At 66.5% G+C, this 12,959-nt stretch carries 12 protein-coding genes; 6 read left to right on the forward strand and 6 right to left on the reverse strand.

The features are described 5' to 3' along the window. Nucleotides 1-54 precede the first annotated feature (54 nt). Both aceB and M3I53_RS06960 read right to left on the reverse strand, forming a co-directional pair. A complete protein-coding gene (aceB, locus tag M3I53_RS06955; RefSeq protein WP_254315218.1) occupies nucleotides 55-1,647 on the reverse strand; it encodes a malate synthase A in 1,593 nt (530 codons plus the stop codon). A 68-nt stretch (nucleotides 1,648-1,715) separates the two neighbouring features. Next, nucleotides 1,716-2,489 carry a haloacid dehalogenase type II gene (locus tag M3I53_RS06960; RefSeq protein WP_254315219.1) on the reverse strand — a complete coding sequence of 258 codons (774 nt, stop codon included), beginning with the start codon at nucleotides 2,487-2,489 and terminating at the stop codon, nucleotides 1,716-1,718. A gap of 165 nt (nucleotides 2,490-2,654) precedes the next feature. Here M3I53_RS06960 and M3I53_RS06965 point away from each other — a divergent pair, with 165 nt between their 5' ends. Both M3I53_RS06965 and M3I53_RS06970 read left to right on the forward strand, forming a co-directional pair. Further along, a complete protein-coding gene (locus M3I53_RS06965; RefSeq protein ID WP_254315220.1) occupies nucleotides 2,655-3,557 on the forward strand; it encodes a LysR family transcriptional regulator in 903 nt (300 codons plus the stop codon). Nucleotides 3,558-3,749: 192 nt separating this feature from the next. Further along, nucleotides 3,750-4,184 (forward strand): universal stress protein, encoded by a 435-nt coding sequence (locus M3I53_RS06970; protein WP_254315221.1) that lies wholly within the window; start codon nucleotides 3,750-3,752, stop codon nucleotides 4,182-4,184. A gap of 244 nt (nucleotides 4,185-4,428) precedes the next feature. Here the strand turns inward: M3I53_RS06970 and aceA are convergent, their stop codons facing one another. The 3 genes from aceA to M3I53_RS06985 form a co-directional block, all read right to left on the reverse strand. Next, nucleotides 4,429-5,736, reverse strand: a complete 1,308-nt coding sequence (aceA, locus tag M3I53_RS06975) for an isocitrate lyase (protein ID WP_254315222.1) — start codon at nucleotides 5,734-5,736, stop codon at nucleotides 4,429-4,431. Nucleotides 5,737-6,155: 419 nt separating this feature from the next. Further along, nucleotides 6,156-7,883: a DEAD/DEAH box helicase gene (locus M3I53_RS06980; protein ID WP_254315223.1), complete on the reverse strand. Its 1,728-nt coding sequence runs from the start codon at nucleotides 7,881-7,883 to the stop codon at nucleotides 6,156-6,158. Between the two features lie 424 nt (nucleotides 7,884-8,307). Further along, nucleotides 8,308-8,577: an acyl-CoA-binding protein gene (locus M3I53_RS06985; protein ID WP_254315224.1), complete on the reverse strand. Its 270-nt coding sequence runs from the start codon at nucleotides 8,575-8,577 to the stop codon at nucleotides 8,308-8,310. 189 nt (nucleotides 8,578-8,766) lie between these two features. Between M3I53_RS06985 and tsaB the strand changes: the two genes are divergently transcribed. From tsaB to M3I53_RS07005, 4 genes are read left to right on the forward strand one after another with little or no spacing between them, the layout of a single operon-like run. Beyond that, nucleotides 8,767-9,576 (forward strand): tRNA (adenosine(37)-N6)-threonylcarbamoyltransferase complex dimerization subunit type 1 TsaB, encoded by an 810-nt coding sequence (tsaB, locus tag M3I53_RS06990; RefSeq protein WP_254315225.1) that lies wholly within the window; start codon nucleotides 8,767-8,769, stop codon nucleotides 9,574-9,576. Next, nucleotides 9,573-10,067, forward strand: a complete 495-nt coding sequence (gene rimI, locus M3I53_RS06995) for a ribosomal protein S18-alanine N-acetyltransferase (protein ID WP_254315226.1) — start codon at nucleotides 9,573-9,575, stop codon at nucleotides 10,065-10,067. The genes tsaB and rimI overlap by 4 nt, the downstream gene beginning before the upstream one ends. Further along, nucleotides 10,054-11,046 carry a uracil-DNA glycosylase gene (locus tag M3I53_RS07000; protein ID WP_254315227.1) on the forward strand — a complete coding sequence of 331 codons (993 nt, stop codon included), beginning with the start codon at nucleotides 10,054-10,056 and terminating at the stop codon, nucleotides 11,044-11,046. The genes rimI and M3I53_RS07000 overlap by 14 nt, the downstream gene beginning before the upstream one ends. Next, on the forward strand, nucleotides 11,043-12,089 hold the full coding sequence (locus M3I53_RS07005) for a DUF1853 family protein (RefSeq protein WP_254315228.1): 1,047 nt from the start codon (nucleotides 11,043-11,045) through the stop codon (nucleotides 12,087-12,089). The genes M3I53_RS07000 and M3I53_RS07005 overlap by 4 nt, the downstream gene beginning before the upstream one ends. A gap of 16 nt (nucleotides 12,090-12,105) precedes the next feature. On the opposite strand, the gene thiD is transcribed toward M3I53_RS07005, so the two are convergent. Next, a complete protein-coding gene (gene thiD / locus M3I53_RS07010; protein ID WP_254315229.1) occupies nucleotides 12,106-12,912 on the reverse strand; it encodes a bifunctional hydroxymethylpyrimidine kinase/phosphomethylpyrimidine kinase in 807 nt (268 codons plus the stop codon). Nucleotides 12,913-12,959 lie beyond the last annotated feature (47 nt).

Below are 12,959 nucleotides of genomic sequence, written 5' to 3' on the forward strand. Positions count from 1 at the left end.
GGCTCGCACCCGCCAGGCCTTTCTCGTCGGCAATTCGTTAGATGTACCGAACGATTAGATCTCTTCGTACAGCGGCAGCGTCAGGAATTCGACGAAGTTTTCCGACGTCGACATCTGCTCGAAGATCTGTGCGGCGCGCTCGTACGGCTTCGTGTCGCCGCCGACCGACGCCTTCACCTTGTCCAACTCCTGCGGGATCAGTTCGCGCACGAGTTCGGCCGTGACCTTGCGGCCGTCTTCGAGCTTGCCCTTGGGCGAGCGGATCCACTGCCACACCTGCGAGCGCGAGATTTCGGCGGTCGCGGCGTCTTCCATCAGGTTGTGGATCGGCACGCAGCCATTGCCCGCGAGCCACGAGCCGAGGTAGTGGATTCCCACGTTGATGTTGTTGCGCAGGCCCGTCTCGGTGATCGGCGCTTCCGGACGGAAGTCGAGCAGATCCTTGCCCGTGACGTTCACGTCCGCGCGCTGCTTGCCAATCTGATTCGGCTTGTCGCCGAGCACCTTCACGAACTCTTCCATCGCGATGGGCACGAGGCCCGGGTGCGCAACCCAGCCGCCGTCGTAGCCATCGGTCGCGTCACGCGCCTTGTCCGAACGCACGCCGCCCATGGCCTTGTCGTTGGCGGCCGCATCGTTCTTGATCGGGATGAGCGCGCTCATGCCGCCGATAGCCGGTGCGTTGCGCTTGTGGCAGGTCTTGAGCAGTTCGAGCGCGTAGGCGCGCATGAACGGCACGGTCATCGTAATCTGCGCGCGGTCGGCAAGACAGAAGTCCTTGTCGTTCTTGAACTTCTTGATCGCAGAGAAGATGTAGTCCCAGCGGCCGGCGTTCAGCCCCGAGCTGTGCTCGCGCAGTTCATAGAGGATCTCGTCCATCTCGAAAGCGGCGAGGATCGTCTCGACCAGCACCGTCGCGCGGATCGTGCCGCGCGGGATGCCCACGCCTTCCTGCGCTGCGACGAAGACGTCGTTCCACAGGCGCGCTTCGAGGTGGCTTTCCATCTTCGGCAGATAGAAGTACGGGCCGCTGCCGCGCGAGATCAGTTCCTTCGCGTTGTGGAAGAGATAGAGCGCGAAGTCGAAGATGCCGCCCGACACACGCTGACCGTCCACCGTCACGTGCTTTTCGTCGAGGTGCCAGCCGCGCGGACGCACGATCAGCGTGGCGGTCTTGTCGTTGAGCTTGTAGGTCTTGCCGTTCTGTTCGAGCGAGATCGTGCGGCGCACTGCGTCCTTGAGGTTCAGCTGGCCGACGATCTGGTTTTCCCAGTTCGGCGCGTTCGAGTCCTCGAAGTCGGTCATGTACGCGTCCGCGCCCGAGTTCAGCGCGTTGATGATCATCTTGCGCTCGACCGGGCCCGTGATTTCCACGCGGCGGCATTCGAGATCCTTCGGCAGCGCCGCGATCTTCCAGTCGCCTTCGCGGATCGATTTCGTGTCGGCAAGAAAGTCGGGACGCTCGCCGGCGTCGAGGCGCTTCGTGCGCTCGACGCGTGCCTTCAGCAGTTCCTGGCGGCGCGGCTCGAACGCGCGGTGCAGCTTCGCGACGAGATCGAGCGCTTCGGGCGTGAGGATCGTTTCGAAGCCGGGCTGGATGTCAGCCGTGATCTGCATGCCTTGCGGCAGTTGCAATGTGTTCGCCATTTGCTTGCTCCTTGGTCGGTCAGACTGTGAATGTGTGGTTGTTGTGGCTGCGGCGAGCGGCTCGTCCGTCACGCGCCCGGGCTGGGGCGAGGGCGGCTTTGCCTCTCGGGCGCAGCGGTTTCGAGAAAGGCGGCGAGTTCCGCCATGCCGCCGCCGGTGCCATGCGGCGCCACGCCGAGTTCTTCGGCGGGTAAGCGCTGGCGGTTGATCCAGAACGTGGTGTAGCCGAACCAGCCCGCGCCCGCGGCGTCCCAGCCGTTCGACGACACGAACACCAGCTCGCGCGGTGCGGCGTCGAAGGCGGCCGTGCCGAGCGAATACGCGGCGGCGGCCGGCTTGTAGGCGTGCACGGCATCGATCGAAAGCACGTGGTCGAAGAGGCTGCTCATGCCGGCGCTCTTCACCGCGATGTCGAGCATCTGCGGGTTGCCGTTCGAGAGGATCGCAAGGCCCATTCGCGTGCCGTCTTCGCGTGGCTCACGCAGGCGGCGCAGCACGGGCAGCACGTCGGGGAATGCCGAGAGGCAAGCGTATTCGTCCATGAGACGTTTTTCGCCCGCGCCCGTGAGCGACAGGTTCAGGCGGCGCGCGGCGTAGCGCAGCGCGTCGAGCGTGATGTCCCAGAACGGGCGATAGCGCGCGCCGGCCGGGTCGGAGAGCGTGCGCAGCTGCGTGTACTCGATCTGCTTCAGGCGCCACAGCTGCGACAGCGCTTCGCCCTGGCCTGGGAACATCTGCTCGGCGGCGGCGACGACCGAATGCACGTCGAAAAGCGTGCCGTAGGCGTCGAAGATCACTGCCTTGGGAAATCGTGTCGTTGAGGGTGTCGTTGTGGCCGACATAGCCTTGCGCTCCGTCTTCAGAGGTCGATGTCGATTGTATTCATGAGTCACATCACTGAAAAAGGCGGGATTGATCACTTGATCTTTTACTTTTACCCACCTAATCTGTGGGCCTGTCTTCTCTTTTCCACTGTTTCGGTCGCCCAGTGCGCGCCGTGTTCGCCGATGGACCGCTTCAAGCAGATCGAGACCTTCGTCACCGTGGCCGCCAAGGGCAGCCTTTCCGCCGCCGCCCAGGCCGAGGGCGTGGCGCCCGCCATCATCGGCCGGCGCATCGACGCACTCGAAGAGCGCCTCGGCGTGAAGCTGCTCGTGCGCACCACGCGGCGCATCACGCTCACGTTCGAAGGATCGGCGTTCCTCGAGGACTGCCAGCGAATCATTCACGACATGCAGAACGCCGAGGCGAGTGTGTCCGAGGGCGGCGTGAAAGCGAGCGGCCATCTGCGCGTGTCCGCGCCGGCGGGCTTCGGGCGTCGCCATGTCGCGCCGCTCGTGCCCGATTTCACGGTCGCGCACCCGGATGTGAGCATCGCGCTCGATCTTTCGGACCGGCTCGTCGATCTCGTGAACGAAGGCTTCGACTGCGCCGTGCGCCTCGGCGAATTGCCCGATTCGTCGCTGGTGTCGCTCAAGCTCGGTGAGAACCGGCGCGTTTGCGTGGGGGCACCCGCGTACCTGTCGCGCCGCGGCGAGCCCGAAACGCCCGCCGACCTCGCGCGCCATAACTGTCTCGCCTTCGGCGCGAGTCTGAACCAGCAGCGCGGCTGGGCGTTCCAGCAGGACGGCAAAGTCGTGTCGATCCGCGTGGGGGGCACGATGGAATGCTCGGACGGCGCCGTGCTGCATGAGTGGTGTCTCGCTGGCCACGGTCTGGCGTGGCGCTCGTGGTGGGAAGTCGGCGAGGACGTCGCGGCGGGCCGGCTCGTGACCGTGCTGGACGCGTTCGCCGCGCCGCCCATCGGCATTCACGCCGTGTTTCCGCAGCGCCGCCATTTGCCGCTGCGCGTGCGCCTCTTTCTCGACTATCTCAAGCATACCTACGGTCAACCCGGTTACTGGGGATAGGGGCGCCGTGCGCGTTTCCGATATCCGGGATGACCCGCACGCACGGCCTGCACGGATTTTTCGCGCACTACAATCGACCTGAGGGCCCAGGCGCTCGCCCGCGTGAGACGCTCGCTGAGTCTTCGCCCCGCGTCTTCACCCTGGACTTTGATCCTTGACTTGCCCGTAATCCGATAGACCACGGAGGGCGCCATGTTCAAGCACATCCTCGTTCCCACGGACGGTTCGGAACTGTCGAAAAAGGCGATCGACGGCGCGATCGACCTCGCCCGCACCGTGGGCGCGCGCATCACGGCCTACGCGTGCCTGCCACAATATCCGTACTCGCCTTACGCCGACGTGGTGATCGAGCCGCCCGGCGACTTCCAGACGCGCAGTGAGCGAGAGGCGCGCGTGCATCTGGACGAAATCGAGGCGGCGGCACGCAACGCGGGCGTGATCTGCGACAGCCGCACGAGCGTGCATCCCTCGCCGTATCTCGGCATCATCGAAGCCGCCGAAGAGGGCGGCTGCGACGTCATCTTCATGGCCTCGCACGGGCGTCGCGGGCTCGGCAGCCTGCTGATCGGCAGCGAGACGCAGCGCGTGCTTACCCACACGAAGATTCCCGTGATCGTGTATCGCTAGCTGGCGCTTTTCCCGGATTCGCAATGAAGCACGAGGCCATGCTCGCCCGCTGCGTTGGCTGGGCGAGCCGCGGGCCGGATTCTGTCCAGCACGCGCGGCCTGTGTCCTTTACCGCTTCCTCCCTGAACGCGCTGCGGCATGCACCCGCGCCGCGTCGGCAGGCCGCCGGCGCGCCCCGCCAAGGTACGCGTGCCGGCTGCCCGTTGGAGCGCGGCGGCTGGCGCCGCCGTTGCTGCCAGTGGTCTTACGCCACCTTCTTGTCGAAGAACTGCTCGTCTTCCGTCGAACCGTGCAGCGCCGTGGTCGAAGCCTCGCGCTCGACCGTCTGCGTCACGGCGTCGAAGTAGCCGGTGCCCACTTCGCGCTGATGCTTCACGGCGGTGAAGCCCTTCTCGGCTGCGGCGAACTCGGCCTGCTGGAGTTCCACGAACGCGCTCATGTTCTGGCGCGCATAGCCGTGCGCGAGATTGAACATCGAGTAGTTGAGTGAGTGGAAGCCCGCGAGCGTGATGAACTGGAATTTGTAGCCCATCGCGCCCAGCTCGCGCTGGAACCGGGCGATCGTCGCGTCGTCGAGGTTCTTCTTCCAGTTGAACGACGGCGAGCAGTTGTACGAGAGCAGCTTGCCCGGGAACTGCTTGTGGATCGCTTCCGCGAACTTCTTCGCGAACTCCAGATCGGGCTTGCCCGTTTCGCACCAGATCATGTCGGCGTACGGCGCGTAGGCGAGACCGCGCGAGATCGCCTGTTCGAGGCCGTTCTTCGTGCGGAAGAAGCCTTCCACGGTGCGCTCGCCGGTGAGGAACGGACGGTCGTTATCGTCGATGTCGGACGTCACGAGGTCGGCGGCTTCCGCGTCGGTGCGGGCGAGCAGCACGGTCGGCACGCCGCAGACGTCGGCGGCCAGACGCGCGGCCGTGAGCTTGGCGACGTTCTCGCGCGTCGGCACGAGCACCTTGCCGCCCATGTGGCCGCACTTCTTCACCGAGGCGAGCTGGTCTTCGAAGTGCACGCCCGCGGCGCCTGCTTCGATCATCGCCTTCATCAGTTCGAACGCGTTGAGCACGCCGCCGAAGCCCGCTTCCGCGTCGGCCACGATCGGCTGGAAGTAATCCACATAGCCTTCGTCGCCGGGGTTCTTGCCTTCGGACCACTGGATCTGGTCCGCGCGCGTGAGCGTGTTGTTGATGCGCTTGACCACCTGCGGCACGGAGTTGGCCGGATATAGCGACTGGTCCGGGTACATTTCGCCGGCGAGGTTGGCGTCGCCCGCGACCTGCCAGCCCGAGAGATAGATCGCCTTGAGGCCGGCCTTCACCTGCTGCATGGCCTGGTTGCCCGTGAGCGCGCCCAGTGCGTTGATGAACGGCTCGGTGTTCACGCCTTTCCAGAGTTTTTCGGCGCCGTGCTTCGCGAGCGTGTGCTCCGGCTGGACCGAGCCGCGCAGGCGCACCACGTCTTCAGCCGTGTAGTTGCGCTTGATGCCCTTCCAGCGCGGATCGGTTTCCCATTGCTGTTGGAGTTGCTGAGCTTGCTGTTGACGAGTCGACATGGTGGGCTCCTTCGTTTGCCTGATGAGTGGATCGCTGAAACGAAACTGCTTATCCGCTGAATCCCGCGAACCGCAAACGCCGGGGATCTGAGCTTGGGCGTTTCTTTTCGCGGACTCTTATATAAGAGTCTAGGCAAATCGATGGACCAGCAACAGCTAAGCACCGGGCTTTTTCGAGGTTTTTTATTTAAATAAAATCAAACGGTTATGTGATTATTTTTGAGATGTGAAACGTTGTTTTCCATCTTGCAATGGGTCCCTTTGTGCCACGCAGCACAATTTTTTACCCAGCAAAAAAATTTTTCGTATCGTGAAATCTACGCGGGGATAAAAAAAGACCGGTGCCTGAGCACCGGTCCTGGGTATTTCGCTGCGGCGGCGGGGCGGCTCGAAGGCCGCGCCGCGCCGTTTTGCTCGATTTAGCTGTCGCGACGTGCGCCACGCGGGCCATCGTTACGACGTGCGCCGTAACCGCCACCGCCTTCGCGCGAGCGGCCGTAGCCTTCGCGTTGCTGGCCGTAGCCGCCGCGGTTGCCTTCGCCGCCGCGCGAGCCGCCGCCGAAGCCGCCTTCACGCGAACCCGAGTTGTAGCCGCCTTCGCGGGCACCGTAGCCGCCGCGCGAGCCTTCCGGCTTGTTGCCCCAGCTGTTGCCGTTGCGATCGCCACCGCCGTTGCCGCTTTGGCCGCCGCGGGCGCCGTAGCCACCCGGCTTGCCGTTGCCACCACCGTTACCAAAGCGACGGCCGCCGCCGTTGCCGCCGCCCGGACGGCCACGGCCGCCAAAGCCACGGTTCGCCGGCGGTGCCTTGCGCGGCTCGAAGCCTGCCACGACGTTCACTGGCAGCGGCGAGCGCACGAAGCGCTCGATGCGCTTGAGGGCGCCTTGCTCGGCATGATGCACGAGGCTCACCGCCGTGCCCGAGCGGCCAGCACGACCGGTACGGCCGATACGGTGGACGTAGTCTTCGGCGAACTTCGGCAGGTCATAGTTGAAGACGTGCGTGATGCCGGGGATGTCGATGCCGCGCGCCGCGACGTCGGTCGCGACGAGCACGCGCACGCGACGCTCGCGCAGCGCACGAATCGTGCGGTTGCGCGCGCCTTGCGGCAGATCGCCGTGCAGCGCGGCGCTTTCGAAGCCAGCGTCGGCGAGCTTGCCGGCCAGTTGGTCGGCGTCCATCTTGGTGGCCGTGAACACGACAGCCTGGTCGAGGCTTTCGTCACGAAGCAGATGGTCGAGCAGACGATCCTTGTGATCGCGGTCGTCCACGTAGTGCACGGTTTGCGCGATGTTCGAAGCGGCTTCGACCTTGCGCACGATCTCGATGCGCTCCGGGTCCTTCAGCAGACGGCCCGTGATCGAGGCGATCTTGCCGTCGAGCGTGGCCGAGAACAGCATCGTCTGACGCGTTTCGGGCGTAGCGGCGACGATCGTATCGATGTCGTCGATAAAGCCCATGTCGAGCATGCGGTCGGCTTCGTCGAGCACGAGCATCTTGAGTTCGGACAGGTCGATGCGGCCGCGCTCGAGGTGATCGAGCAGACGGCCCGGGGTCGCCACGAGAATCTCGGGGTTCTTGGCGAGCAGCATCAGCTGCTGGCCGTACGCCACGCCGCCGAGAATGCTGACCGTGCGCAGACGGCGCAGGTGCTTGCCGTACGTCGAAGCGGCTGTGGTCACCTGCATCGCGAGCTCACGCGTAGGCGTGAGGACGAGCAGACCGGGGCGTGCCACCGGTTGCGGACGGCGCTGGCGGCGATCGGCTTGCTGGCCATTCGCGCCTTGCGGGCGCGGCTCGCGCGGCTGGGCGGCCAGGGTCTTCTGGATCTGAGCGAAGCGCTCGATGGCGGGCAGCATGAAGGCTGCGGTCTTGCCCGAACCGGTCGGGCTCGAGACCAGCAGGTCGCGGCCGGCGATGGCGACAGGAATGGCGCGTTCCTGTACGGGCGTCGGAGCCTTGTAGCCCGCTGCGATCAGCGCGGAGACGATCTCCGGCGACAGACCGAGTGCCGCGAACGCCGAACCGTCGGTAGCATCGGCTGCCTGCGCGGGGGCTTCAGCGGAAGCGTCGGCGGCGGCGGCGGAAAGACCGAGGGCCTGATCGGCGATTGCGTCCAGGGGGCTTTGGGTATTGCTCGAAGTCATGAAAATCCTTGTTACACAGGAAATAGAACGTCGGCGCCAATCGGCATACCCAAGTCGTCGGATTTTGCGAACAAATCGAAAAACGGGGGCAATCCGCCCATCAATGGGGGATTTTTTCGTTAGAAGCTGTTTTGGGTGCGACTTGGCCGGGATTGGCCAGTCGCCAGCCTGATACTTGACGGCCCGAAAACAGGGCCAGGGCAGGAGGGGACAGGTTCTAAACTGGATTGGAGCTTAACGCTACGAGGCGTTGTGCTGATCGAACGAGCGACCGGAGCGCAACGCAGCGCGAAGTATATCGCGTTTTGTTGCGGCGCGCCAGAGCGACGCACCGCGAGGGTACGGGAGCGGCGGCGTGAGGCAGTCGGCGGGCAGTGGGCGGGGTGCCTCAACTCGTCAGGCGCGCCTTGTCAGTGGCACGGGTTCAGCTTGTGGCGCCGTTCTTGAGCGATTCGACGAGTTCGACGTATTGCTGCCTGGCCGTTTCCTGCGCGGTGCCTTTCAGTGCGGCCCACGCTTCGTACTTGTACTTGCCGACGATATCGGTGAAGCCGGGTTTGTCGCCGTGCACGTCGCCTTCGGTGGCCTGCTTGAAGAGTGCATAGAGGCGCAGCAGCGTCAGATTGCCCGGACGCTCCGGCAGTTGCTGCACGTCTTGCTGGGCTTGGGCGAACTGTGTGTTCACGTCGCTCATGGTTGTTTCCTCCGCATAGTGGTTCAGGTCAGCGCGCCGATGGTAGCAGCGCAAACCCCGGAAAAGCTGGAGCGATTCCTCCACTCGCGCCGGGCACGGATAAACCGCAGGAGGCCATAACGCCGGCGCACCCGCCAGTTGGCGAGAGCGCTGGGCCCGCGCGGGGGGCGGGGCATTACAATAGCGCTCATGACCGAAACTGTGCTGCTTGCCCTCGATACTTCGACCGAATATTGCTCGGTCGCGCTGCTTCGCGTCGCCCCTGGCGGCGCAGATGATTCTCTCTCTACTGGCGGCGAGAGCGCCTGCGCGTCGCGCTCCGAAGTCAGCGTCTGGGTGCGCCACGAAGCCACGGGCGCCGTCTCCAGCACGCGGCTCCTGCCGGCCATCGGCGAATTGTTCGACGAAGCCGGCCTCACGCTCGCCGATTGCGACGCGATCGCGTTCGGCGCGGGTCCGGGCTCCTTCACGGGGCTGCGCACGGCCACGGGCGTGGCCCAGGGGCTCGCGTTCGGCCTCGATATCCCTGTGGTCCCCGTGGGAACGCTGCTCGTGTGCGCGGAGAGCGCGCGGCTGCGCGATCCCGCCGCGACCCGCGTGCTGGCCGCGCTCGACGCACGGATGGACGAAGCCTACTGGGCCGATTACGCATGGGACGCCGCAGCCGGCGACTGGCGCACGCTGCAGGCCGCATCGCTCGACTCGCCGGAGCACATCGCCGCGCCCGACGCACCGTTCACGCTGGCCGGCAACGCCGCGGCCGCATTCGGCGCGCGCCTGACGGCCGCCGCCGCCGCGCGCACGGTCGACGCCGAGGCGCTCCCGCATGCGTTGCCGCTGGCGCACGCGGCGTTGCGCGCCTATCGCGCGGGCCGCACGCAACCCGCCGACCGGGCGGCTCCGGAATACGTGCGCAACAAGGTCGCGCAGACCACGGCCGAGCGCCTTGCCGCGAAGGCTGCGGCCCAAGGCGGCGCAGGTGGCGAGGGCGCGCAATGAGCGGCGTGCTCATGACCGACCGCTACCTGTCGCCGATGACCGAAAGCGACCTGGACGAAGTCGCGATCATCGAGCGTTCCGCGTACGAGTTTCCGTGGTCGCGCGGCAACTTCGAAGACTCGCTGCGCAATGGCTACTACGGGCTGTGCATGCGTCATGTCACCGGCACGCTGATCGGCTATTGCGTGCTGATGCCTGTGGTCGACGAGATGCATCTGCTGAATCTGTGCGTCGCGCCTCCGGCGCAGGGTGCGGGCGCGGGACTCGCCATGCTGCGCGAGGCGGTGCGCATCGCGCGCATGCAGGGTCTCGACGGCCTGCTGCTCGAAGTCCGGCCTTCGAATCACCGGGCAATCCGGCTCTACGAACAGTTCGGCTTCGTCACGATCGGCCGCCGCAAGAACTACTATCCGGCCCGGCATCACAGCCGCGAGGACGCACTCGTGATGCGTTTTTCTTTTGCAGGGGAGGGCGCGGATGTCGCTCGATGAGATCGCGTTGGAGGAGCTTGGGCTCGCGCCGCGGTGGGTGCGCAAAGGGGCACGGGGTGCCGCGCCGCTCGATGCGGCTCGTGAAGATGACGCCGTTGCGCCGTCGCCTGCGGTGAGGCGCGCGGGAGCAGAAGCGCCGGAGGCGCCGGTGGCGTCGGCGGTGGAATCCCCGCGACCGGTCGCTGCGCCGCAGCCCATCGAAGCACAGCCGGCCGCCCCGGAGCGCACGCGACCGCCGCAACCCGTTGCGCGCGCCGCTTCGCCATCGAAGGCCGCCCCGCATTCATCGGACGAACCGCCGCCCCTGACCGACGAAGATTTCGCCTGGTTCGACACTGCGGCCCAGCCGGTTCTGCTACACGACGCCGAGCCCGCTCAGGCTGACGGCGTGCCGCGCAACGATGTCGCGACGCTCGACTGGGACGCGCTCGCCGAACGCGTGGCCTCGTGCACGCGCTGCCGCCTGTGCGAGAAGCGCACCCACACCGTGTTCGGCGTAGGCGATCGTGAGGCCGACTGGATGCTGATCGGCGAGGCGCCCGGTGAGAACGAAGACCGCCAGGGCGAGCCCTTCGTCGGCCAGGCCGGCAAGCTGCTCGACAACATGCTGCGTGCGCTCTCGCTCGCACGGGAAGAGAACGTCTATATCGCGAACGTGATCAAGTGCCGCCCGCCTGGCAACCGCAATCCGGAGCCCGACGAGGTCGCGCGCTGCGAGCCGTATCTGCAGCGTCAGGTGGCGCTCGTGAAGCCGAAGATCATCGTCGCGCTCGGGCGCTTTGCGGCGCAGAGCCTGCTCAAGACCGATGGCAGCATCGCGTCGCTGCGCGGACGCGTCCACGAGTACGAGGGCGTGCCCGTCATCGTCACCTATCACCCCGCTTATCTGCTGCGCAGCCTGCACGACAAGGCGAAGGCCTGGACCGACCTCTGTCTCGCGCGCGATACCTGGCGTGCGGCATCCGGCGGCAAGCGATGAGCACCGCGCGGCCCGCGGACGTGTCCGGTGCCCAATGCGCCGGGGGCGACGGCGGGCCGCAAGACGATGCTGGGTCCCAGCGCGTCCCTGGTACAGGTACGAACCACGACGTAATCGATCGCCTCGACGACCCGGCCGTGCGCGATCTCGCGTGGCTGCTCTTCAGCGCCGATCTGTTGCGTGCGCAACTTCCGCTCGCGCCGCTGGCGCAATGGTGCGCCGATGCCGGTGAAGCGTGCGCCACACGCGACTGGCTCGCGCGACTCGATCGCGATCCGGCGCGTCTGCACGAAGCGCTTATGGCCGCGCCGACGCACCGCCTTGGCCGCTATGCGGAGAATTTGCTGGGATGGTTTCTCGCGCATGGACCGGCCGCGCAGCTCGTCGCGCAGAACGTGCCGCTGCGGCGCGCGGGGCTCACGCTCGGGGAGTGCGATTTTCTCGTGCGCACGCGCGCCGGCGAGCCTCTGCATTGGGAATTGGCGGTGAAGTGCTACCTGCACGCAGGACCGGGCGGCGACGCACGCGCATCGCTTGCCGATTTCGTCGGGCCGAATCTGCGCGATCGCTTTGATCTGAAGCTCACGCATCTGCGCGACCGCCAACTGCGTTTGAGCGCGCACGAAGAATTTGCCTCGCTGGGCTATGAAGGCCAGTGGCTCGCGCAGATGTTCGTGAAAGGCTGGCTTTTCTACCGGGCGGGGCAGGCGGCGCCGTCACGGGTGGAAGACGTCCCCGAGCTGGCCGCCGATCATGGGCGCGGCTGGTGGGTGACGCGCTCGGACTGGCCGGCGTTCGCCGGACAACAGGCGGCCGATGGCTGGAGCGTGCTGCCGAGGCTCGCGTGGCTCGCGCCGCGCAGACTGGCGGCTGCGCCCACCGTCGACCCCGACGCGTTACTCGACGCACTAGCCCGCCCCGACGAGCCCGCACTGATCGCGGCGTTCACGGCCGACGGCACAGGCGGCTACCGCGAACAGTCGCGCGGCTTCATCGTTCCCGACGACTGGCCCGCGCGCGCCGCGGCATTTGCCCGTCAATGAGCGCGCGCAAGCACGCTCACCACCAGCGCCAGAAGTGATGCACGGGTCCGACGCCATGACCGACGTCGAGCCGCTCACTGGCCTCGAGCGCGGCCGTCAGATACTGCTTGGCTTCGTCAATGGCCGTTGCGAGCGCTCCGCGCTGCGGCCACAGTGCAGCAATCGCAGACGAAAGCGTGCAGCCCGTGCCGTGTGTATTCGTGACCGGCACGCGCGGGCCGCCCAGGCGCAGCGTGCCGCCGGCTTCGATGAGCCAGTCGGGGCTGTCCGCGCTGCCCAGATGGCCGCCTTTCATCAGCACCGCCTGCGCCCCGAGCGCGCGCAGCGCTTCGCCTTGCTCGACCATCGCGGCTTCGTCTGTGGCGGGCGACACGCCGAGCAACGCCGCCGCTTCCGGCAGATTCGGCGTGACGACGCCCGCTAGCGGCAGCAGCTCCTCGCGCAGCGCGGCGACGGCTTCGGGCGCGAGCAGGGCGTGATTACTCTTCGAGATCATCACGGTGTCGAGCACGACGCGCGCAGGCTGATGGCGGCGCAGCGCCTCGGCGACGGCGCGCACGATCTGCGCGTTGGCGAGCATGCCGATCTTCACAGCATCGATACGGATGTCGTCGAACACGGCGTCGAGCTGCGCGGTGATGAATCCCGCGTCGGGCGCGTGGATCGCGGTGACGCCGCGCGTGTTCTGCGCGGTGAGTGCCGTGATGACGCTCGCGCCATACGCGCCGAGCGCGGAGAACGCCTTGAGGTCGGCCTGAATGCCCGCACCGCCGCCCGAGTCGGAGCCGGCGATCGTGAGAACGTTGGAAATCGGTGAAGTCATGGCAGCGTCAGGTGCGCGTCGCGCGCGGCCGGGTCGACAAGACATGC

This window comes from Paraburkholderia sp. CNPSo 3272 (assembly GCF_024206495.1).
Taxonomy (GTDB): domain Bacteria; phylum Pseudomonadota; class Gammaproteobacteria; order Burkholderiales; family Burkholderiaceae; genus Paraburkholderia.